The organism is Flavobacterium riviphilum (assembly GCF_055231795.1).
In genome coordinates this window covers 13,448-36,084 of the sequence record NZ_JBUYSY010000015.1, presented here as the reverse complement: position 1 = coordinate 36,084, position 22,637 = coordinate 13,448, and the positions used below count along the sequence as shown (strand labels likewise).

The following is a 22,637-nucleotide window of genomic DNA, read 5'->3' as shown; positions in this document are numbered from 1 at the left end:
AAAAACTTCAATGAACTTATCTAAATGGTTGAAAAAATTAACCACAAAGTTCGCAAAGGTTTACGCAAAGGACACAAAGTTTAACATAATAGCTTTGTGTAACTTCGTGACTTCTTAGTGTTTCTTCGTGTTAAAATATTTAACCACAAGGGCCATAAGGATTTACGCAACGGTTCAACAAACAATATTAAACTTTTAAACCCTAAACTTTAAACATTTAACCTAAGAATCTCCTCCATTTCCTGTTGCATTTTCAAAGCTTCTGCTCTTGCAACTTCGGCAAAATCTTCTTTGTTCGAAGCGTAAATAATTGCGCGAGACGAGTTGATCAACAAACCAACTTGACTATTCAATCCGTATTTGCAAACCTCAGACAAACTGCCTCCTTGTGCGCCAACACCAGGAACCAACAAAAAGCTATCAGGTACGATTTTACGAATCTCGGTAAAGTATTCTGCTTTGGTGGCGCCAACCACATACATCAAGTTATGACTGTTTTTCCACGATTTTGAGGTTTCCAAAACCTGTTTGTACAATTCTGTACCATTTACCGATAAGGTTTGAAAATCAAAAGCGCCTTCGTTAGACGTCAAGGCCAACATTATGGTGTGTTTGTTTTCGAAAGCCAAAAATGGCTCCACCGAATCTTTCCCCATATACGGCGCTACCGTTACACTTTCAAAGTTCAAATCCTCAAAAAAGGCCTTGGCATACATTGAAGACGTATTCCCAATATCGCCACGTTTTGCATCCGCAATCGTAAAGAGTTCAGGATAATTAGCATTGATGTATTCGATGGTTCTTTGCAACGACTGCCAACCTTTTATGCCATACGCTTCAAAAAAAGCCGTATTGGGTTTGTAGGCCACACATAAATCGTGCGTGGCATCGATAATGGCTTTATTGAATTCGAAGATTGGATCTTCTGTTGCTAATAAATGAGAAGGTATTTTATTCAAGTCAACATCTAAGCCTACGCATAGGAAAGACTTTTTTAATTGGATTTGTTCTAGTAATTGTTGTGTAGTCAAAACAGTAGTTGTTTATTGTTTGTAGTTTATTGTTGTTGGCAAAATTCGCAAAGTTTTTTTCAAAGTTCGCGACCTGTTAAAAAAAATGCCAAACATTTCAGTATGGCATCTTTTCTATTATCTTAATACTTAATACTTAGTACTTAATACTTGGTTAATTAAAAAACCTCGCTAGCTTCTTTCAGTTTTTCCATATTGTTCACCAATTGTAATTCGGCCACAATTTTCTGAATATCACCGTTCATAATATTACCCAAATCATATAACGTCAAACCAATTCGGTGATCTGTTACACGACCTTGAGCGTAATTATAAGTACGAATTTTAGCAGAACGGTCACCTGAACTCACTTGCGAAGTACGTTTTGAAGCGTCTTCGGCTTGTTTTTTAGCCAATTCCATTTCGTACAAACGAGAACGCAATACGTTCAACGCCTTGTCTTTATTTTTATGTTGTGATTTTTGATCCTGACATTGCGCTACCAATCCAGTTGGAATGTGCGTCAAACGAACAGCAGATTTCGTTGTATTTACCGACTGTCCACCAGGTCCTGACGAACAGAAAAAGTCCACACGAACATCATTCATATCAATTTGCACATCAAATTCCTCTGCTTCTGGAAGCACCATAACCGTTGCTGCCGAAGTATGCACACGTCCTTGGGTTTCTGTTTGAGGTACGCGCTGCACACGGTGTACACCTGCTTCAAATTTTAAAGTTCCGTATACATCCTCACCTGTCACTTCAAAAATAATCTCTTTGAAACCACCTGAAGTTCCTTCGTTCATATCAACCACAGAAGTTCTCCAACCTCTACTTTCGCAATACTTCGTATACATACGGAACAAATCCCCTGCAAAGATACTCGCTTCATCTCCCCCAGTACCCGCACGGATTTCGACCATTACGTTTTTCGCATCTTCAGGATCTTTTGGAATCAACATGAATTTGATTTCATCCTCCAATTGTGGCAAACGTTCTTTGGCTTCTTCCAACTGCATTTTGGCCATTTCTACCATCTCGGCATCACTCCCATCGGCAATTATCTCATTGGCTTCATCAATATTAGCCAAAACGATGATGTATTCTTCTCGTTTATCAACCAAAGCCTTAATACTCTTGTATTCTTGATTGAGTTGTATATAACGTTTTTGATCGGCAATTACATCCGGCTGAATAATCAAATCGGAAATTTCATCGAAACGTTGCTTTACATATTGAAGTTTATCTAACATTGTATATCCCTTTATTTTGGACGGCAAAATTACAAAAAAGAAAGCAATTTACAGAAACCCTTTTTCAGTTTTTTTAGGAGCTATTTCCTGCTGTCCGCTATATCTGTGGCTCTGAACCCCAGAGCCACAGGATGCCGCTCCCATCAGGGCTAGAAACGGTAACACAACACGAATCGAAATTCCAAATTCCAATAATTAGGACTTTAGAAACAAACAATAATCTACAAGTTAAAAGCTACTACAAACAATTAATAATAAAACAACAATCATAAAAAACAATTGTTTTTGTAGTTAATTTTTTATAATTTTAAAAAACTTGAAAGCGAAACAACTTTTCATTATTAGTTTGAATAATTGTTGAATGCAAAAAATTTATTTCTAGCAAAAACAAATTAATCCTCATTTTATAAGTTATTCAATGGAAAAGAGTAAATGACTGAAACATCTTTGAATAGTGCAAGCAACCTATGTAACATACCAAAAACTAAAGAACCTTTATACCTAAAATCAAAAATAATAATGAATCAAGAGAACAAAAACCGTAATTATAGATTTTTCCTATTCTTGTTGTTAATCACATTCCTTCTTTCCATAAATAGTCATGCTGAGGAAAAAAAATTCTCTATAGAAAAGTATAAACAAATAGGATTAGTATGGGGCTTATTAAAGTACCATCACCCAGAGATAAGTAATGGAAAACACAATTGGGATTTAGAGTTTATTAAATTAATAAATAATAGCGAAAAAATTGAAAATCAAGTCAATTTGAATGATTTTCTTTTAAATTACATTACCAATTTAAATACCAAATCAGAGATAAAAAAAATTAATGTAAAACAATTATTTCTCAAAAATGTTGATTATGAATGGATAGATTCTACAGTATTTGGTGACAAATTAACAAATTTGCTTTTATCAATAAAAGAGAATGGAAACATAAAAAACTATTATTGCTCGAGTAGAAAATTGTCTAATATGTTATCCTTTGAAAACGAAGTAGGGTTTAAGGACTTTAACTATACAATTAAAAGTCATAGATTACTTTTACTATATAGCTTTTGGAATGTAATGCAATATTGGAATGTCAATAAATATTTAATGGATGAGAAATGGTCAGCTTGCCTGGATGAAATGACAAAAGAATTCACTGATTGTAAAACAAATTTAGAATTCGAAATTCTTAAATCAAAACTGATTTCTAAATTAAATGATTCACATTCCTATTTTTTTTCTTCTGTAGTATTTGATTCATTGTTAAAGTACAAACCGGTATTTTCAGTAAAATCTATAAACGATTCATTACTTATTAATTCGATATACAACATTTCATTGGCAAAAAAAGATGATATCGAGTTAGGCGATGTTATTGTTAAAATAAATGGGGAAAATATTAAAACAATTACGAATTTGAAATTAAAATCGCTGCTTTCAGTTTCAAATTCAAACCGCTTAAAAAGATTTAGCAATTGGTTATTTTTCAACAACATTGATTCAATCAATATTGATATTGTTAAGAAAAATGGAAAGCGAATAAATCAATATGTCCATCTTTATCACAAGTATATTGATGAGCAACCTGTCTATTTGGAGACGAAAAACAATAATACATGGTCTTTTATTAATCCCGATATTGCCTATATAAATCTTGAACAAATAACTAAAAAAGAACTAAGTAGTGCATTTAAACAAATATCCAATACAAAAGGTTTAATTTTGGATTTAAGAAATTACCCAAAAGATATTTCAATTGAAGATTTAGCAGATTTTCTTTACCCAGAAAGGAAAGAATTTATAAAAGTACTTTTTCCAATTGTAAATACACCTTCTTATGGCGAATACGATGGAGATGCCCCGTTAAAAAAATTAATAAATCCATTTCAACTTGGAAGCAATAATCCTGATTATTACAAAGGAAAAGTGATACTTTTAGTAAATATTAGCACAATGAGTAAAGCGGAATATTTCGGAATGGCAATACAACAGGCACCAAATTGCATAACCATTGGTGAACAAACATCGGGTTCAGTGATGAATATTGTAAGTTTTACATTGCCAGATAAATCTGTAGTTAATTTTACGGGACTAGGAGCATTTTACCCAAATGGTGAAGAAGTCCAAAGAAAAGGACTTCGTATAGACTATTGTGTAAAAGAAACTGTAAAAAACTATGACCCTGAATTATACATCAAAGAGGCTATAAGGATAATTGAAAATTAGCATAATAGATAAATAGTCAAAAAATTATAAAGTAAGACTCGACTTTTCAACTTACACACTTTGTGGATAGTGTCTAAAAAAGAAAAAAGTAAGTAATTTTTTACTTTTGTTTATTCAAAACATCGGGATTGACAATTACAAACTCAGTTCTTCTATTCTCCTGATGTTCTTCAGAAGTGCAATTGATACCATTACTACAAGTATTTACTAATTCAGTCTCACCAAATCCCTTGGCTGTGATTCTTGAAACATCAATACCTTGACTTACAATCCAGTTTTTAGAAGAGATAGCTCTTTTGTTAGACAATGTGAGATTATACGCATCACTTCCTCTACTATCTGTATGAGAACCCAAACTAATTTTCACTTTCGGATATTTCTTCATTACGGACACTACTTTTTGAAGTTCAATTTGAGCATCAGGTCTGATGTAAAATTTATCCAAATCAAAATATATAGGATTTATTTTAATCATTAACTTGCCACGAACTAATGCGAATTCATCAGAGGTTAAAAATAAATCAAGCCCTAACTCTAAGTCCGCCTTATTGTTAGTGACTATGATTTTTTCATCAACAGTATAATTTTCTTTTTTTCCGGTAATTTTATAGGAGGCATCACAATCAAGAGTAAAATTAAAAACAGCCCTTTCATCTGCAACAATACTATCTAACTTGATTCCTTTACTATCAAACAAAGTGACAAGAGCTCCGGGCAACAGTTGTTGCGTATCTTTATCTTTTACGACCCCTTTAACAATTTGCTTGCATTTTAAAACAATTGGATTACTGATTTCCTCGAAATAATAGATATCATCATCACCTTTTCCTCCATCTCTGTTTGAAGAAAAATAGCCTGTTTTTTCATTATTCTTGAATACAAGTGCAAAATCATCTTTACTACTATTCAACGGTAGCCCAAGATTTGAAGCTTTCTCTACTCCAATTTTATTTTTGATTTTAGTAAAATAAATGTCTAACCCTCCAAAATTTTCTTGCATTCCATCAGACGAAAAATACAAAATATCATCATGATCAATGTATGGAAACATTTCACTTTTAACCGTATTCACATTTGGCCCTAAGTTAAAAGGCTCTCCATAGGTACCATTTTTATTAATATCCACTCCCCAAATATCAGTTAGTCCATAGGTCCCAGGTCTATTTGATGTAAAAAACAATTGCGTGTCTGTTGCGTTTAACGAAGGATGTCCACAATCAAAATAATCACTATTAAAAGGTAATTTAACGATGTTGGTCCAATTTCCTACACTATCAATATCCGCTTTGTACAATTGGATTAACACCCAACCTTTAGCATCTTTTTTGATTCTATTATTAGTATAATTATCTCTCGAAAAATAGACTGTTTTCATATCTTTAGTGAAAGAGACATTCGATTCATGCATTTTGCTGTTTACTTCCTTTGAAAAAAATTCTGAATTAATGAATTCACCCGATGGAGTAATCATGGCCTTATATAAATCTAGATAAGGTTGGTTGTTGGTGCTCCATTTCCTGTTTCTTGATCCTTTTACTTTTTTAGATGAAGCATAAATAGCCTCATCCGTACCATAAAACGTTACGCCAAAATCAGAATATTTTGTATTCGCTTCAATGTTTTTAATTGTATAATTTTTATTTTGAGAATAAGTAGAATAAAATAAAAGAAGTATCAAAATGCTTGCTAACTTTTTCATAAATAGATTTTTTTGAATAAATACAATGAGATCTAATTCCATATCCAATCAATTATAATGGATTTTATTTTCTTGCAAAATCAACGATGGTTTACCCATGTTTTAGTGTCACCTTAAAAAAATCGAGGGCTTTTAACTTTCTTTTTATTCAAATCAAACAAAAGAATAATCTCGTGCGATCCCGAGTTAAACTGCCCAAAATTGGTTGTTGTATAATCATAAGCATAGCCAATTCTGATGTCTTGATTAACATAGAATCCAACCATTGCACTTATGGAATCATCTAAACGCACAGATAAGCCTAATTCTACTTTTTGAACTAAAAGATTCATAGACAAATCCACAGAGAGTGGAGCTCCTGGAGCCGCTTTAATCATCGCAGAAGGTTTTAATTTTAAGTTTTCATCCAAATCAAAAACATACCCTGAGGTAAGAAAATAATGTGTTTTTTCTGAAGCCGTTGAAACAATTCCGTTTTTCTTATCCAGATATCTAGTTTCAATAAAGTTAGGCACTGATAATCCCGCATAAAAATGGTCATTATAATACAAGATACCTACTCCAAAATTAGGAGCCGTCATATTTATCGGTACATTTAGAGGATCTTGATCAATCGTAGTAAACTCCCTTACATTCAAAAAAGTAGCTCCTGCTTTGATTCCAAAAACTAATTTATCTTCTTGAGATAAATGTAATGTATATGAAAAATCAGCGTAGACATTGTCTTCTTTTACAGGGCCTATTTGATCATGAATTACAGAAAATCCTATCCCAACATTTTTACCAACAGGCCCATGGATTGAAAAAGTGGCTGTTTTGGGTGCACCATCCACTCCTACCCATTGGGTTCGTCCTAAAAGGCCAATACTTGTAACCCCTCTTGAACCCGCATAAGCTGGATTTAAAATATTCATATTGTACATGTATTGCGTGTATTGAGGATCTTGCTGGGCATACATGGTATTTGCCCACAAAATGAAAATAAAGAATCGAATAAGCAAATTATTTTTTTTCATATCATTGATTTAAAAATTACAAGAAGGAGAGGCTTAGAAACACCCCTCCTATTTCCTATTGTTTTTTTATTTTTTCAAATAAACCCAGCCTGTTTGCGGTTTTCTTTCATTATTATTAAAATAAATAGTGTAAAAATAAGTGCCTGCAGGGAGTAATTCTTTAGAGAAATTCCATCGCCCTGTTGAATAACCATCCCACCATAATGGGGTTGAAAACTTATCGCCATTGTGTTTGTATTGGTACACAATGTTGCCATATCTATTGACAATTTCCATACTGAAGTTAGGATAAAGAACCTGTAAATGCTCTATTTCAAAAACATCATTGATTCCGTCACCATTAGGAGTAAATCCTTCTGCTAAGACTAAAGCTACTTCTGGCTCTAGTGTTACACTCGCTTGGTCATCTTCCTGAGGGATATTGTTTTTGGGAGTAGAATCTGTATCCAATTCATTGGCAGCAACCACTTCGGCACTATTTGTGAAAACCCCTACTGGGTTAACATAGGCTTTTATTTTTAGGGTTTGAACTCTATTAATTCCTATGTTGCCCACTTTCCAAATTCCGGTAGTCGTCTCATAAGTTCCTATGGTTGATTGCGCACTTATGAATTTAAATCCATTAGGTAGCACGTCCTTGACTTCAACTCCTGTGGCTTTACTAGGCCCTCTATTAGTAAGGGTAATGGTGAATTCAACTTCACTTTCTGCCTTTGGTTTCAAATTATCAACTGTTTTAGTCAATTCTAAATCAACTACTGCAATTGGAGTGGTTCCGATACAACTCTTATTATTACTTGCATTGTTATCTGTTTGTTGCAATGATTTGATAGTTGCACAATTCAAATAATCACCAGATTCTTTCACAATCACATCGATGATTAAGATTTCTGTTTCCCCGTTTAGGATTTTATTGATTTTCCAATCTCCAGTTAAGTAGTCATATACTCCTTTTGTTGAACTATAATTGGTAAATGTATAGCCGGACGGGAGCAAATCTGAAACAATAATATTTGTGGCATCAATAGTTCCATTATTTGTCAATTGAATTTCAAAAGAAATTTCTGAGTTGACTTTTGGAGATGTGTTATTGGTAAGAATTGTTTTAACAATTGCCAAATCAACCGTCTGATTAGGCGGAGCCGAAGCGCAAGCATAATCATCTTCGGTAGCGATACTGTTGCCTGGTGTCGAATCAATATCAGGTTCGTTGGCTTTGGTAATTTCAGCACAATTGTTGTAATTACCACTTGCTAAAACTTTGGCATCCACTAATAAAATAGCAGGATTTCCTACTTCTACAAAACCTACTTTCCATAATCCTGTTTTTGGATCATACGTACCAATTGTGGAACTGTAGGTTACAAATTTATATCCTGAAGGAATCAGATCAACTACCTCAACTCCAGTTGCTTTCGTTGGACCACCATTCAAGACTCTGACTTCAAAAGTAATTACATCTCCAACAGAAGGATTGGTTATATTTCCAACAATTGCTTTGGTTAAACTTAAATCGATGTTTGCCGTAGGAAAAATTGAAACACTACCCCTATTGTTGCTGAGATTAGAGTCTGATTGATCTGCTTTAACAGCGCTTGTGGTGTTGGTAATCGTAGTGTCATAGGTACCAAAATTTACTTTTGCTTGTAGTGTCAGCGTTGCGCTTTCCCCATTTGCTAAATTTCCGATTGTCCATAATCCCGATCCGTTGTTATAAACTCCTGCAGAGACTTGGTCGCCCACATAAGTAACCCCAACAGGTAATTTATCAATTAAACTGACATTAGTGGCATTGCTTGCCCCATTATTTACTACTTTAATGGTGTAAGTGATGACATCAGCTTCATTTGGTCTAGTATTGTTAACCGTTTTGGTTACCGCCAAGTCTAAACTTGTAACCGTTATTGACTCCATAGCATCGTCAACGGTAGCGTTTGTGTCAAATTGATCTTGCGTATTCGAAACCGTATTTATCAAAACATTCCCACCTTGATCAGCAGCAACTAAGGCTTTTATTTCTATGGATCCTTTTTCTCCAGGTTGAAGGGTACCTATAGTCCAATTCGGTGTGTTCCAAACCCCAATTCCGGGTGTTGCCGCAACTAATTGTAATCCAACAGGCAACTGGTCTTTAACTACTAAATTAGTGACTAAAGTCGTACTTTTATTTGTAACCGTAACGGTGTAGGTCACAATATCTCCAACATTTGGTGTTGCATTATTGACCACTTTTGTCAAAATTATATCGGCTCCATTTTTGACATTGATTGTTTCGATTAAATCATCTCCTAAACTTGAAGGATCTGACTGATTCCCTTTGGCTGCTGTTGTTTTGTTTATAATAGTTTTACCGGCGGAGCCTGAATTTATGGTAACGTCAATATTTAGTGTTTTTGTAGCACCATTAGCCAGATTCCCTACTGTCCAAATTCCGGAACCGTAATTATAATCTGCTCCTTGATTATTGGATACATAAGCTATTCCTAAAGGTAAAATATCTACTAGAGAAACGCCTGTGGCATCGCTTGGCCCATTGTTAGTGACTTTTATGCTGTAGGTAATGGTTTCTCCTTCACTAGGATTTGGATTACTAACTGTTTTCTCCGTGATGAGATTCGCACACGTAACAATAATAGGTTCCGTTAAATCATCTCCAACTGTCGTAGGATCCAATTGATCAGCAACTGCAGCTGTTGTAGTATTAATTATCGGAGATTGAGTAATTGTCCCAACTGCTGTAACTTTAGCATTAATTACTAAAATTGCAGAAGATTGATTGTTCAAATTACCTATAGTCCATTGTCCTCCTGAGTAGGTATTTACTGTACCGCCTGTAGCAATATGAGATACATAAGATGTCCCTGCAGGTAAATTATCTTGCAAAATTACATTGGTAGCTAGACTTGGTCCCTTATTTACCACTGAAATTGTGTATTGAACAATGTCTCCAAAATTTGGTGTTGGATTATCAACGGTTTTCGTAGTGATTAAATTAGTAACACCTACGGGTGAAATGGTTACATCTGATTGATCTATCTCGCCAGGCGTATGGTTTCCGTGAATAATTCCATTTGGATCTAATTGATCCACTTTGGTTATTTCAGCCACATTGGTGTAGTTTCCGCTTGCATTAATTCTTGCAAATACAGTTAATGTTGCACTTGAAGCATTGGAAAGATTTCCTAGAGTCCATAAACCATTGGCTTCATTGTAAACCCCGTTACTTGCGGTAGCCGTTATAAAAGCATAACCACTTGGCAATTTGTCTACGATACTTATTCCTGTGGCATCACTAGGTCCATTGTTTCTTGCCGAGATTAAAAATTCAATGACATCGCCTGATTTATAAGGTGCCGCTGTAACAATTGATTTGGTTACTACCAAAGAAGACAATCCATTTAGAGTATCTGTATCGGTTTGTGCATTATTACTAGGATTAGGGTCCGCCACATTAGTGGAACTAGCACTCGCCGCATTAACAATTGTACCCGTAAAATCACTTGGTACTGCAATAGTTACCGTATAAGTAACTTGTTCTCCAACTGCCATTGTGGCTATGGTAGCGTTACTTGAAGTCAAATCGCCTGTTCCAGAAGTATTAGAAAGGGCTACATTTCCTGTAGCAACAGCTCGCCAAGTGGCAGCTGCTTGCAAGATTGGATCGGTAATATCATCGAGAACTACTACATTGGTTGCACTAGCTGGTCCATTGTTTTTTACAGTGATCGTATAAACATTGTTTGTTCCGGGAATATATTTCTCTTTATTATCAGTTTTGGTCACAATCAAATCCGCTTGAGGAATCATTCTGATCGTAATTAAACTGGCATTGGAACGATTTCCTTCATCGTCTTTTACTGTATAGCTGATTGGGGTTGGATCAGTGATGAATCCTGGATTTGGAGTAAATGTTACTTTTCCATTGACTAAATCCACATTCCAAGTACCTTCACCTGGAATGGAGAAACTGGTAAGATCTCCCGAGGCATCAAAAGTACTATTTGTTGCATTACCTGGATTTACTAAACTCACTGTTGTTAATGCGATTAGATCCCCGGTAATATCATTAGCCGTTACAGTAACAACTACAGGTACATTAATTGGATTTCCAACTGATAAATCGGCCGAAGTTACTGGAGCATAATCAAAAGTAATAGTCGCTAGATTAGAAATATTATTTTCATTATCGCGAATAGTATAGCGAATTATTGGAGGATCTAATTGAAATCCAATTTCAGGGATAAATGTTACGTTTCCATTTACATCAGCAATATACCGACCTACACCTGAAACTGCAACTTCTTTGGGCGAAATTTGAATTCCTGCTAGTACACTAGTGGCGTCTAATGTTATGGAAGTTACATCTACCAAATCACCAGTAGTGTCATTTGCTGCCACGTTAATTGTTATGGATGTGCCCACTACACCTGCGATACTGTTTTTATCATTTTGCGCCACAGGGACATAATCTATGGTTACAATTGCAGTATTTGATACATTTCCATCATTGTCCTTTATTGTATACAAAACAGGAGTAGGATCTAAATGAAAAGTTGACAAAGGAATAAAACTTATAGCGCCAGTAGTAGGATCAACACTCCATTTTCCTTCGTTTGGAACATCAAAACTTGTGATTTCTCCATTTGAATCTATGACCACTGCAGTAGCACCTGAAGGCTTGATCAAACTAATGGTTGAAGCTACAACTACTCCATCAGGATCAGCATCAGGACCTGAGCCGTTTGTTGCCAAAGGATTTACCGTAACGATACTATTGATCGGATTTCCTATACTCAAATCGTTTATTGCTACAGGCGCAACAATATCATAATCAACTGTAACAGTAGCAATATCGCTCAAGCCAGTTGCAATCTCTATCAGTTTGTAAACCAACGGTGTCGGATCAGCAGTGAAGCCTGGAGAAGGAGTAAATACTATTTCTCCCGTTAGTGGATTGTAATTCCAAACACCTTCACCAGGAACATTTAATGAGATTTCAATACCCGGTGTATTTGGATTCAAATCTATTATAGAATTAATTGAGGTAGGAAGAATAACTCCATCTCGAAGCCTATTATTCACAGATAAGTTTATTGCAGAGGAAGGTAAATTAGTTCGATTACCTCTAATGGTATAATTAACAGCATCTGGTGGCATACTAATTTCTACAGACTCAATCAAATCATCACCAACAATTGTAGGATCTGATTGATTTCCCACTGCAGCTGTGGTTCTATTAGTGATAGTAGTACCTTTAGTACCTACATTAACTTTAACGGTAACTTCAAGTTCAACTGAATTATTTACCGCTAAATTTCCAATACTCCAAATGCCTGTTACTTGATTGTAAATGGTTCCTGGACTTGCTGTATGACTAATATACGTTAACCCAAAAGGAACTATATCTGTTAATTGAACGCCAGTTGCATCTGTAGGCCCATTGTTGTTCGTCACAATAATTCTATACTTGATAGTATCTTCTTCATTCGGATTAGAAGAGGAAATTCCTCTAACCAAAACACTTGCTGCCGTTTTTACAGTGACTAAATTGGCCTCATTTACGGGAGTCACCACCACTTCACTTTGATCATTTTCAAAATTATTGTTGTTTCTGGGGATTGAATTTGGGTCATACTGATCAGACCCTGTTACCTCAGCTACATTATTATAATTTCCAGAACCTAACACTTTTGCGGTTAGTGTCATCGTGGCAGAAGCTCCGCTTGAAAGAGTTCCCACTGTCCAACTACCAGTAGCTACATTGTATGTTGAAGCTACTGGTGGCGCAGCACTTACAAAACTATACCCAGAAGGTAACAAATCTGTAACAACTACATTAGTGGCAGCACTAGGACCGCTATTCGTTACAGTTATTGAGAATACCGCATTAGTTCCCACATTGGGCGAGGCATTAGCTATTGTTTTTATCAAACTCAAATCTGCGATCGACCTTGGTGTTGTGGTTACTGAATTGGTATTATCTGCTGGCGTTTTTTCATTTTCAAAACTACTTACCGATGCCGTATTGGTATAAGCACCTGTAGGATTTACCCTAGCAGTTATCGTTATTGAAATTCTAGCATTTTGGGCTAGATTTCCAATGTTCCAGAGTCCTGTGAGCTTGTTATAACTTCCTGATCCTGTATCACTGATCCAGGTATAGCCGCTTGGCAACAAATCATTGGCACTAACTTGTGTCGCATTACTTGGTCCATTATTCACAACTTCCAGCGTAAAATCTACTAATGATCCTACATCAGGAGTAGCATTATTTACTCGTTTGGTCATCACAAGATCGACTAGTGAAATAGGACTAAAATTCACACTTGAAAAATCGTCTCCTGCGCCGTCATTTGGCGTAGAATCGGGATCCGATTGGTTACTCGTGGCTACTTGAGCTTCATTTAAATAACTACCATTTTTCAAAACCTTAGCTGTAATTTGTAAAGTTTCAGTTGATGAAGCAGCAATGGCTTTTGTAATAGTCCAAACTCCCGAGACATGATTATACAAACCTGTAGTGGGTGATGCACTGACAAATTCATATCCTGAGGGTAATAGATCTGAAATAGTTACTCCAGTGGCATCGCTTGGCCCACTATTAGCTACTTGAATAGTAAATACTACATTATTTCCAACATCTGTTGAAGGAACATTTATCGTTTTCACAACAGACAAATCTGCTTTTTGAACCGGAAAAACAGTAACATCATGTTGATCATTTTCTATAGGATCATTGTTCCCTGGGGTGGAATTACTATCAACTTCGTTCGCTCCAGTTACTTCCGCAATATTATGATAATTACCGGTAGGCAACACAATAGCTCTTACTGTTAACGTAGCACTAGCTCCACTTGTCAAAGTTCCCACAGTCCATGAACCTGTAAGATTATTGTAGGAGCCTGCAGCTGTAGTAGCACTAATAAAGCTAAAACCCGTAGGCAACTTATCTGTAACAACAACTGCTGTGGCACTACTTGGCCCAGCATTGGAAACTGTTACTGTAAAAACAACGGTATTTCCCACAGCAGGAGTACTATTATCCACTGTTTTATTAACACTAAGATCAATTAAAGGACTTCTAGAGGTAGTGATTGCATCTTGATCGTCCTCAGATAAAGTATTGTTGTTAGGGGTAGAATCAATGTCGGTTTCATTAGCTTGCGTTACTTCGGCCACATTAGTATAATTCCCGGTAGGGTTTACAGTTGCTGTAATTACTAAGCTTTGAGTACTTCCTGTGAATATGTTGCCAATTGTCCAAAGACCTGTGCCATTCACATAGGAGCCACTACTTGGAGTAGCACTCACAAAAGTATAACCACTGGGCAATAAATCTTTTACGATTACACCCGTGGCGTCACTAGGTCCTGCATTAGATACTGTAACTGTAAATACCACATTAGTACCCACAGGAGGTGCTACATTATTTACACTTTTTCGCAATGACAGATCAATTAAAGCATTGGGTGTAAGGGTAATTGTTGAATAATCATCGCCTGCTCCATCGTTCGGGGTTGAATCTGGATCAGTTTGATTACTTGCGGTGACTTGGGCAGTATTTTTATACTCATCTGTAGCGCCTGTGAATGCATTTACTTTAGCAAAAACATCTAAATACTCTGTCTTTCCGCTCAATACACTGCCTGACGGCGTCCAATTTCCAGTGATTGGATTGTAATTTCCCGAAGTTGAAGCATAGTTCAGAAAAGTAAAACCTACTGGTAAGAGATCTTTAACTGTAACCGAAGTTGCAGAACTTGGTCCAGAATTAGTTAATGCGAGTGTGAATTTGACGGTATCTCCTGCTCTTGGACTGGTAAAATCTACTGTTTTAATTAGTGACAAATCGGCTATTTCAACAGGAGTTATCGCAACTTGTTGTTGGTCATCTTCTGTCAAATTATTGTTACCTGGAGTGGAATCCGGATCGGATTGATTAGAGAAAACGACTTCTGCTACATTTCTGTAATCTCCAGTAGCATTAATTCTAGCTACAACACTTAATACTTTTGAAGCACCACTATTTATAGTTCCAACATCCCATGATCCGGTAGCTAAAGTATATGTTGTTCCAGTACTAGTATGACTTATGTAAGTATATCCGGAAGGAAGAAAATCTGTAACATTAACTGCTGTTGCGGCACTTGGACCGGCATTACTAACTGTAATTGTAAACGTAACATTAGATCCAACCAAATAAGGTCCTGCATTAATCGTTTTTGTCAAACTCAGGTCTGATTTTTCAACAGGAATTAAGGTTACATCATCTTGATCGTCTTCAGATAAAATGTTATTGTTGGGTGCTGAATCTGAATCGCTTTCATTAGCAGCAGTTACTTCAGCTACATTAGTATATGTTCCCGTTGGATTAACAGTTGCATTTATAACTAAACTTTGAGTGCTTCCAGAATTAATTGAACCTACCGACCAATTCCCAGTTCCATTTACGTAGCTTCCAGCGGTTGCATTGGCACTCACAAAAGTAAAGCCGTTTGGTAATAAATCTTTAACCACAACTCCTGTAGCAATACTAGGACCGGCATTGGAAAGCAAAACTGTAAATACAACATTGGAACCCACTGCTGGCGTACTGTTATTCACTGTTTTGGTCAAAGCTAAATCGATTAATGCGGTAGGTGTCAGTGTAATTGTTGAAAAATCATCACCTGTTCCATCATTAGGCACAGAATCTGGATCTGTTTGATTGCTTGCGGTGACTTGTGCATTATTTCGATATTCATTAGAAGCTCCTGAAGCCGCTTTTACTCTTACAAAAATATCTAAATACTCTGTTTTACCATTCAAAACATTACCTGAAAGTACCCAGTTCCCGTTAGTTGCATTATAATTCCCTGAAGTGGCAGTATAGCTTAAAAAAGTGTAACCTACTGGCAAAAGATCATTAACAACCACAGCAGTGGCTGCACTTGGGCCAGAATTAGTTAAGGCGAGCGTGAATTTTACGGTATCTCCAGCCCTTGGACTAGCTACATCGACTGTTTTGACTAATGATAAATCAGCTATTTGAACGGGAGAGATGACAACTTGTTGTTGATCGTCTTCTGCAAGATTATTATTTCCAGGTGTAGAATCTGGATCAAATTGATTTGAAAACACTACTTCCGCCATGTTTCTATAGTCACCAGAGTCATTTATTTTAGCTATAATACTTAACACTCTTGAAGCGCCACTATTAATTGTTCCCACATTCCATGCTCCGGTCGCTGTATTATATGTTGTACCTGCACTAGTATGACTTACATAGGTATATCCCGTGGGAAGATAGTCTGCAACATTAACTGAAGTTGCAGCACTAGGCCCCGCATTGCTAACAGTTACAGTAAAGGTAACATTATCACCTACCCTGTAAGGACCTCCACTAATTGTTTTGGTCAAACTCAAATCTGATTTTTCAACTGGCACCACCGTTACAGCATCTTGATCATCTTCTGACGAGACATTATTATTAGGCGTTGAATTTGAATCTGATTGTGTAGCGGCCGTAACTTCAGCAACGTTAGTATAATTTCCTGTTGGATTTACGGTTGCATTAACAACTAAGCTTTGTGTACTTCCTGAGTTAATGGTGCCTACCGTCCAATTGCCTGTTCCATTTACATAACTTCCGGTGGTTGCTGTGGCGCTTACAAAAGTAAATCCATTCGGTAATAAATCTTTAACTATGACTCCTGTTGCATTACTGGGGCCTGCGTTGGATAACGAAATAGTAAATGCAACATTGCTACCCACCATCGGGGTACTATTATTGACAGATTTAGTTAAGGATAAATTTATTCTAGGAATGGGAGTAAGGGTAACCGAGCTTTGATCATTTTCCGAAGCAACATTATTGTTTGGCGTTGAATTGGGATCAATTTGATTACTTGCGGTAACTTGGGCCGTATTTCTAAATTCATTTGCAGCACCTGTAATCACGTTTACTCTAGCATTATAGGTCAAATTTAATGTAGCTCCATTTGCGATAGAAAGTCCTGACCAATTTATTGCATTTCCACCTGAGTTGAATACCCCAGAATTAGAAACGGTGCCTGTAATTAAAGAATATCCTATTGGAAGGTTGTCTATAACCCCAACACCTGTAGCATCACGATTACCATTATTTCTTATAGCTACGGTAAACGTAACAATATCGCCTACAACTGGAGTATTTACACTAGCAGATTTTACTAAACTCAAATCTGTTTGTCCAATTAAAGTAATAACTACAGTATCTGAATCTATGGTACACGATCCATTTGAAACACTATATTTAAAAACATAAGTTCCAGGAACTCCGCCTGCTATTTGGGTTGTAGGGCTATTAACATCAAGTATTACAGGGGTGTTGGGCCCTGATACTAGTGTCCAAGTACCTGTATTGGGTGCAGGATTGCTAGCAGCCATTGTTAAGGTACTATATTCTCCTAAGGTTTGATCAGGCCCAGCATTTACAATAGCAACTGCAGGGTTGATAGTCACGGTTACCGTATCTTCTAAACTACAGCCTCCTCCATTTGAACTAGTCCATTTAAATACATAAACACCATTTACAAGTCCTGAAATTGAAGAACTAGGACTAAATCTATTAGAAAAAATACCTGTATTGGGACCTGAAACTTGCGACCAGGTTCCAACTCCTGGATTAACTGGATTAGCATTCATAACTGCTGTAGTAGCATTACATAAACTTTGATCAGGCCCAGCATTGGCAGGAGTTGGAGGTACTCCCGTAAAAGTGATATTTACAGTATCTACACTTGGTGAACAAACAGTTCCATTTCTAACTGTCCAAGTAAAAGTATATACTCCTATTGGTAACAAATAAGGATTCGCTATCGTTAAGGTTGATTTTGGATTATTAGGACTATCAATAGTAATTCCCCCATTGGATGGGTCAGTAGTAAGAGTCCACGTTCCAATTCCTGTAGTTGGAATAGTTGCATTTAGCTGAGTGGCTAACTGACATGCACTTTGATCAGGACCTGCATTCGCTATACTTGGAGCTGCATAAACAGAAACCCTAACAACATCACTCACATTAGAACAATTTCCGTTACTTGCAGTCCATTTAAATAAATATATTCCTTCCTGTAAACCACTAACCGTAGGACTAGTGGAAGTAATATTAGAAAAACTTCCTCCAATTGGTCCTGCTACTTTACTCCAAGTACCTGTTCCACTAGTAATAGAATTCCCTGACAGAACGACTGAACTCCCTGCCGACAAACAAATTTCTTGATCTGTCCCTGCATCTGGAGTTGTAGGCAATGCACTGTTAACAACAGTCATAGTATCAAAAGAAGCACCGCAAGAGCCTGCATTTCCTCCTGAAACATCATATTGAAATGTATAATTATTTCCTGGAACGATTGTTACTCTTGCAGTAGAAGAAGACAATGCAGTAATCGTCGCTCCATTTGAGGTCGTCTCAGACCAAGTTCCTACACTCCCCTCTGTTCCTTGTAAAATAATTTCTGTAGCATTACAAAGCGTTTGATCGGGACCCGCATTGGCAGGCGCATTGACTGTAATCGTTAAATTGGACTCCGACCTAGAACAAGCCGCCCCATTAATACTAGTCCATTTTAACAAATAAGTACCAGTAACCAATCCAGAAAGAACGCTGGTTGGACTATTGATATTAGAAAATGATGGTACGTTGGGTCCGGAAACCACTTGCCACAACCCAACCCCTTCACTAATGATGTTCCCGTTTAATGTGGCTGAAGTACCACAAACAGTTAACGTACTTGAAGTCACATTAGCCGTAGTAGGAGGATAACTCACGCTAAAACTAATTTCATCTGAGGCCGAATCACAATTCCCTCTACTTACTACCCATCTAAAAACATAATTCCCTTGAGCTAAATTACTAAAAACCGCCTGTGGACTGTTAATATCACTTACTGTCCAAGAACTATTTCCTGAAACCTGCACCCATTTTCCTATCAAACCCGTATTTGGTGTATTGGCGTTCATAGTAACACTATTCCCTAAACCGTTTGTACACACGTTTTGGTCAGGTCCAGCTGATGCTATTGGAGAACTTGCAACAGTTATAACTACTGTGTCTGTAAAGTCAACGCAAGAAGGATCGGACGAAGTTGTCCATTTGAATACATAGATTCCATCCGTCAAACCAGTTACTTGTGAATTAGGAAGAGTGGGGTCTGTAATTGTTGCATTGGGTCCAGATTCTTTTGTCCATAATCCTGAACCTGAAGCAAGTGCGGTAGCTGCCAAATTAGTGGTAGTAGTACCTGAAGCCAAACACTGATCGCTACCAGCAATTGCGGGTGAGGGAGAAAAAGTTGAAGTAGTATTAATTACTACATCACTTGAAGCAGGAGTACAATCAACTGCTGCACTAGTTACTGTCCAACGTAAAGTATAAATCCTTCCTTCTAGCATTCCTGTTACATAGGTTTTAGGATCGGTTGTGTTAACTATAGTGACTGCAGGATTTGCATCAATTTGAGTCCACAATCCCGTTTGACCATTAATTAACGGAGTAGCATCCAGTTTATAACTCCCTGAACATACCGTCACTGGAGTAGCACCTGCATTTGACGTTGGTGGCTGCGAAACTGTAATAGAAGTTTCACTAAATGTATCCACGGCATTTACACCTCCATAAATATTCCAACGAAAAACATACACTCCAGATATTAAACCATTAACAATTGGATTATAATGTGTAATATCATCAAAGACTGCTGTATTAGGACCGCTAACTTGTGACCAATAGCCCGTCAATCCGGGAGTCGTCATTAACGAAGGATTATTGCCCGACAATTGAGTTTGGGTTACTCCACACAATAAAGCAACAGAAGTCCCAGCATTAGAAACTTCAGGACTTCTCGAAACAATAACATTGATATCCGCAAAAGAATCTGAACATCCAGTTGCAAAACTTCCATTGGTATATCTCCTTACTCTAAAAGTATAGGTACCAGGTTTGCTTAAATTAGAAAAATTAAAATTTCCACTTGAAAAGCTAAAAGAAGGACTAACTCCTGAAGGCCCTTTAATAAAGGTAGCTTCATTAGCATTACCACCCGAAGTACTTATTGTAACACTTCCAGAACTAGCATTAGTTGGCAACAAGTATGTGCTAACGCCTCCATTCAAAACTACTGAAGTGGGATTAACATAATAATTTACTGTAAAACTAGATTGTGAACTACAATTTGGATTAACTGCACTATTACCTTTTATTTTGTAAGTAAATGTATAGCTAGAAGTTGTATTAAAATTCAAGCCCGTAATTTGAGTTGTGGGACTATTGGGAGATACTATCGTAGCCCCGGAAGAAGTAGTCCATTCTACAGTTTCACCGGCATACAGAGGAGTATTTCCTTGCAAAATTGTTGAAGTAACACTATTATCACAAAACGTCTGTGAATTATTGATTCCAGAAGCTGGGGTAACATCCTGAGTAGCGGGGGGTACCGTAATAGTAACAGTATCGGAACCAAGAGCACAGGGGCCTTGAACTGACCATCTAAAAACATAAGTACCTGCCCGTAAACCCGTAACAGAACTATTAGCACTATTGACATTTGCAATACTAGGTACAGAAGGACCAGATACTAAAGACCAAGTTCCAATTTGAGAACCAGTACCATTACCACCTATCGACGCATTCAAATTAGTAGATTGAGTAACCGTATAACATTCAGATAAAGTTTGATCAATACCAGCATTAGCAACGACCTCACCACCATAATTTGTAATATTTACAGTAGAGGAAGAGGAACAGTTTGCTGAACTTATCGTCCAAACTAATGAAGTAACTCCAATGGCATTAGAAGAAGTTGAGATAGTAGTTGTAGGGGAATTAGGGGAATTAATAGTTACTCCTGCATTGTTTGGTCCACTTACACTCCACGCTCCTGTTTCTCCAACATTTAAAGGAGAATTCGCAGACAAAGTATAATTTCCAGGACATCCTTGTATCGCTACACCTGCATTCGCAATTGTAATTGGACTTACCGTAATAGTTACCTCTTGAAAGGTGGTGCCAAGCGTACAAGTTCCTGTTAAACGAAATCTATACGAATTACCACCAACAGCTCCTAAAACAGTAGTTACAGCTGAATTAGGATTTTGTATAACAACCGACGGACCTGCAACTTGAGTCCAAACATGACTTACAATATTCCCCCCTCCTCCAACTACACCATTCAAAACAAGTGGACTATTAGCGCAAATAGTTCTAGGTATACCTGCATTAACAGTACAGTTTTGAGCATTAGTTCTAAAAATTGTAAACAAAAAGAAAAGAAAAAAATAAAAAAATGAGATTCCAAATTTATTATTTCTGAAGGCTAAAGAGTTGTTTTTTTTCATAAATACAAGTATTATACAACAAAAAATTATTTACTACTTAACTTTATTAATAAGCACTTAAAATTTATTTTGAAAAACTTGTAAAATAATTAACCTTAACCTATCACTTTACAAGTAAAAATGAAAGCAAAAACGTAAAACTAAAAAGATAATTAGGGTACTCTTTACAACTAAAAAAATCTATAACAAAATATTATTGAGAAAATACATTAAGTTAAAATAGGATGAGACAGATCTGCTTCAATCCAAATTCAAAAAAAAAAAAAGAACAAATACAAGAAAAAAATTTAAAAAGTAAAAAAATTAACCTCCTTATATTATATATAAAAAAATAAGAATATTTTCACTTGAAAAGCTAAAAAAAACACTTTAACAGAAAAAACAAGCTTTATATCGTTGATTTTCAAATATTAAAGTTACAAACAAAATTTACTTAAGCAAACAAAAAAAAAAAAAAATTAACAATTATTTAATAATTTTTTTATTAATTGTTTAGGTTGTAATCGGGGAAATAGAAGTCAAATAGAATAAAAACGTAATTTTTAATACAATTATTAATCATTAATTAAATTAATAGGAATAATTATATAGTAAATTCAAATTATATGTAAAATTTTTTAAAACATAACAAAAGTACATTTTACTAAAAATCATTAATACATTGGCTGATTAATTCATATAAAAAATCGACATTTCTTACATTATAGAATTATTACCCCATAATTTTTATCATAAAGAATAGAAGTCTTAAAGTTAAACCCAAAATCTACATTAGACTTCTTAACAAAACTGAATTATTCAATAAAAGCATTAGCTCATGAACTATTTTTGAAAAAGGAAAAAACGTTCATCCAATACCTTAAGTACATAAACACTTGAGCTAATACTTTTGTATTTTTAATTTAAAATGAGAGAACCAATCAAAGCGTATCTTGAGCTCAAAAAAATAAAATATAAACGCATGAAAAAATTTCTTGGTTTTAAAGAAGTAATTAGGGTCTACTGAAAAACTCTAACTACTTTGAAGTTCAATAGTATAATACTATATTTGAGTATCTAAGTGCAAGTAAATATGTAAACCCCC

Annotated in this window: 6 protein-coding genes; 1 reads left to right on the top strand and 5 read right to left on the bottom strand. The window is 36.0% G+C overall.

From position 1 onward, the window contains the following. Nucleotides 1-209: 209 nt before the first annotated feature. Nucleotides 210-1,031, bottom strand: a complete 822-nt coding sequence (pyrF, locus tag ACZIX2_RS12055) for an orotidine-5'-phosphate decarboxylase (protein WP_463340342.1) — start codon at nucleotides 1,029-1,031, stop codon at nucleotides 210-212. A 158-nt stretch (nucleotides 1,032-1,189) separates the two neighbouring features. Next, nucleotides 1,190-2,266, bottom strand: coding sequence for a peptide chain release factor 1 (gene prfA, locus ACZIX2_RS12050; RefSeq protein ID WP_463340341.1), 1,077 nt, complete (start codon nucleotides 2,264-2,266; stop codon nucleotides 1,190-1,192). Between the two features lie 519 nt (nucleotides 2,267-2,785). Between prfA and ACZIX2_RS12045 the strand changes: the two genes are divergently transcribed. Then, complete coding sequence (locus tag ACZIX2_RS12045; RefSeq protein WP_463340340.1) at nucleotides 2,786-4,483, top strand: S41 family peptidase; 1,698 nt, start codon at nucleotides 2,786-2,788, stop codon at nucleotides 4,481-4,483. Between the two features lie 100 nt (nucleotides 4,484-4,583). On the opposite strand, the gene ACZIX2_RS12040 is transcribed toward ACZIX2_RS12045, so the two are convergent. The 3 genes from ACZIX2_RS12040 to ACZIX2_RS12030 all read right to left on the bottom strand — a co-directional run bounded on the left by ACZIX2_RS12040 (nucleotide 4,584) and on the right by ACZIX2_RS12030 (nucleotide 21,553). Further along, nucleotides 4,584-6,182: an OmpA family protein gene (locus ACZIX2_RS12040; protein WP_463340339.1), complete on the bottom strand. Its 1,599-nt coding sequence runs from the start codon at nucleotides 6,180-6,182 to the stop codon at nucleotides 4,584-4,586. A 113-nt stretch (nucleotides 6,183-6,295) separates the two neighbouring features. Continuing rightward, nucleotides 6,296-7,198: a PorP/SprF family type IX secretion system membrane protein gene (locus tag ACZIX2_RS12035; RefSeq protein WP_463340338.1), complete on the bottom strand. Its 903-nt coding sequence runs from the start codon at nucleotides 7,196-7,198 to the stop codon at nucleotides 6,296-6,298. A 66-nt stretch (nucleotides 7,199-7,264) separates the two neighbouring features. Further along, the gene (locus tag ACZIX2_RS12030) at nucleotides 7,265-21,553 is read right to left on the bottom strand and encodes a PKD domain-containing protein (protein ID WP_463340337.1); all 14,289 of its coding nucleotides are present in this window, start codon (nucleotides 21,551-21,553) and stop codon (nucleotides 7,265-7,267) included. Between the last annotated feature and the right edge of the window lie 1,084 nt (nucleotides 21,554-22,637).

What these genes read in the sequence shown, in the direction of transcription:
- prfA (WP_463340341.1), bottom strand. Translation starts at nt 2,266, where the DNA reads ATGTTAGATAAACTTCAATATGTAAAGCAACGTTTCGATGAAATTTCC.
- ACZIX2_RS12030 (WP_463340337.1), bottom strand. Translation starts at nt 21,553, where the DNA reads ATGAAAAAAAACAACTCTTTAGCCTTCAGAAATAATAAATTTGGAATC.
- ACZIX2_RS12035 (WP_463340338.1), bottom strand. Translation starts at nt 7,198, where the DNA reads ATGAAAAAAAATAATTTGCTTATTCGATTCTTTATTTTCATTTTGTGG.
- ACZIX2_RS12040 (WP_463340339.1), bottom strand. Translation starts at nt 6,182, where the DNA reads ATGAAAAAGTTAGCAAGCATTTTGATACTTCTTTTATTTTATTCTACT.
- ACZIX2_RS12045 (WP_463340340.1), top strand. Translation starts at nt 2,786, where the DNA reads ATGAATCAAGAGAACAAAAACCGTAATTATAGATTTTTCCTATTCTTG.